Annotated in this window: 3 protein-coding genes; 2 read left to right on the top strand and 1 reads right to left on the bottom strand. The window is 69.0% G+C overall.

Annotated features, from left to right (window positions below):
• The first annotated feature begins 206 nt into the window (after window positions 1-206).
• The gene (locus tag K2X24_RS12185; protein ID WP_292498346.1) at window positions 207-2030 is read left to right on the top strand and encodes a thioesterase family protein; all 1824 of its coding nucleotides are present in this window, start codon (window positions 207-209) and stop codon (window positions 2028-2030) included.
• A gap of 90 nt (window positions 2031-2120) precedes the next feature.
• Window positions 2121-2303: a hypothetical protein gene (locus K2X24_RS12180; RefSeq protein WP_292498344.1), complete on the top strand. Its 183-nt coding sequence runs from the start codon at window positions 2121-2123 to the stop codon at window positions 2301-2303.
• A 132-nt stretch (window positions 2304-2435) separates the two neighbouring features.
• Here the strand turns inward: K2X24_RS12180 and K2X24_RS12175 are convergent.
• Window positions 2436-2714 (bottom strand): acyl-CoA dehydrogenase family protein (locus tag K2X24_RS12175; protein WP_292498342.1); only part of this gene is annotated, 279 nt, incomplete at its 5' end.

Raw genomic sequence — 2714 nt, 5'->3', positions numbered from 1 at the left:
CGGAAGTTTTCCTGGCTATTTCGCTGCGATGCGATGAGGCTCGCCAAACAAGACTCGGCAGCGCGGCGCTCGCCGAGATGTCTGTATAGGTCTTAGTCTTGTCTCGGATCGATAAACTCAAGTCTTCGTTCGATCTGAGCGTGGCGACGACGTCGGGACATGCCGTTGGTCCAAAACCCGGGGCGATCACGATGAGAACACCTTCGATGCGGTCCCTGGCCTGGGCCCCGACCGTCGCGTTGTCCTGGCTCTGGGGGCTCGGCTTCTTCTACGCGATCCACGTTACGCTGACTTATGGATGGCTGGGATTCATCGCCTTCGCGGTTCCCAATGCAACGGGCCTGTTCCTGTTCGGATGGGTGTTGAATTCGCCCCGCCGGAATCCCGCCGAGACGATCGCGAGCTTCGGTGGACACTATGCGCTGCTGTTCCTGCTCTGTCAGATCTTCGCCGTATCCCTGACGGTCTTCAGCTTCGTCTCCTGCCTCTGGGTTCCCCTGTTCGGTGCGCATGGGGGCCTCGTCGCCGCGCTCCTCGTCATCGTCGCCTGCGCGCTCGGGCATGCGGCGACCCTGGGGCAACTCCGTCGCGTCCACCTCGCCCTCCTGCCGGTCGGAGTGGGGGCGGGACTCCTCGCCCTCTGGAGCCTGCGGGCCGCACCGTCCGTGCCGCCCCTGCCCTTCGCGGCCTTCGACGCGCGCTTCCTGGGCCTCGTCGTCCCCACCCTCGTGGGCTTCCTGCTCGGACCCTGGATGGACGTGCAGCAATGGCAGCGTGTGGTCGAGATCCGCCGGGCCGGCGCCTCGCCGGGCCTCGCCTACGGCGCCGGCGCGCTGATCTTCCTCGGTCTCCTGACCCTGAACGCCGCGCTGGCCGCGGCGGTGGGGACGGGCCACGCGGTCATCCTGTCGGACGGCCTGCCGGCGGCGCAGGGCGCGGTGGCCGCGGGCATCCGCGCCGCCGGTCTCGACCTCGCGGCCATCGGCTTCACTCTCTGGGCGACGATCGCGGTGGTGTCGACGATCGACAGTTCCTACGCGGCGACCCGCTGGCTGCTGACCCAGATCACGACCCGCAGCACCGCGCCCCTCATGGCCTTCGTGCCGGAGGGGCTCGTCGCCTCCCCGCTCTGGATCATGCTCGCCGCCGGCGGCGTCGCGGTAGCGGCCGTGTCGAACGCCCTGCCCCCGATCTATCTCATGATCCCCTTCGCGACGCTTCTCGTCGGGGCGGCCGCCTGCCTCGTCTGCACGGCCTTCGGCTCGACCCTCCGGCACGACGCCCTGCTGAACCTCATGATCGGGCTCGCCGCCGCGATCATCTTCCTCACGGGGTATGTGCTGGCGATCCCCGCCCTGATGGCGCTGGCGTCGCTGATCGGCCTACTCGGTGCCCTGCCGATGGTGCGCGAGCGCCTGGGCGCGCGCGGCGCCGCCCTCCCCGAGGCGGTGACCCCGTCGGCGTCCGTCGGCGCGGCGGTGGCGCCCGTGAGCACGGCGGTGGCGGCCGTCATCCCGATGCGGCGCGACGAGGGGAACGTCTCGCACGGCTTCGACGGGGCCTGGTTCGTCCTGCGCATGACGCCGACCTACGACGACACCAACTCGGTCGGAAACATCTACTTCGCCAACTACTTCCGCTGGGTCGGCAAGGCGCGCGAGCTTTTCTTCAACATCTGCGTGCCGCATTTCGACCTGGCCAAGACGGATTATTACATCCTCACCCGTTCGTTCACCCACGACTTCCGCCGCGAGGCCCGGGAGTTCGATCCGGTCACGGTCCGGATCCGCGTGGCGGCGCACAACCGCAAGTTCGTCACCCTGGAGCACGAGATCCACAGCGACACGCACGGGCTCCTCGGCCGGGGCGAGCAGTCGCTGATGTTCGTGGATCCGCAGACCTACCGGCCCCTCGACATCCCGCGCGTGGTCCTCGAGGGCTTCTTCCCCTACCTGCCCGAGACCTCCGCCTACGTCGCCCGGCGCCGGGCTGCGGCCACCACGGGTCCGGCCCTCGGAGCGCTGGGGTAGGCGGCATGGAAACAGGGGCGTGCCGCCCGCGTTGACCCGGACCCTGTGCCGAACGAGGCGCTTGCCTGGAAACCCGAAGGAGAGCCGCCGATGGCCGATTCCGAGAAGACCGCTCCGACCGACACCATCTCCACCACCGGTGCGCCGGCACCCAAGGGCTCCGACAAAGCACGCCCCGAGAACCAGAAGGGCGAACTCGACCAGCGCCTGGACGAGGCCCTGGAGGAGACCTTCCCGTCGAGCGACCCCGTCTCCGTGAAGATTACGAAGTAGGCCGCAGCCGGCGACAGGCCGCGCCCTGCGCGGTGCCGGATGCGAAAAGGGCCGGGGCGATCGATCGCCCCGGCCCTTCGCGTGTCGGTCTTCGATGATTCGGGGCGGGGCGAACCCCCGCCCCTTCTCGAATCAGGCGGTCTCGAGCAGGCGGCGGGCGATGACCTGAGCCTGGATCTCGGCCGCACCCTCGAAGATCGAGAGGATGCGGGCGTCGCAGAGCACGCGGCTGACCGCGTATTCCAGCGCGAAGCCGTTGCCGCCGTGGATCTGCAGGGCGTTGTCGGCCGCAGCCCAGGCGACGCGGGCGCCGAGCAGCTTGGCCATGCCGGCCTCGAGGTCGCAGCGCTTGCCCTCGTCCTTCTCGCGGGCCGAGAAGTAGGTGAGCTGGCGGGCGATGTTGATCTCCAC

It is taken from the genome of Methylobacterium sp. (assembly GCF_019750675.1).
Classification (GTDB): domain Bacteria; phylum Pseudomonadota; class Alphaproteobacteria; order Rhizobiales; family Beijerinckiaceae; genus Methylobacterium.
The sequence above is the reverse complement of the archived record's forward strand: the minus strand, read 5'-3'. Positions and strand labels throughout refer to the sequence as shown.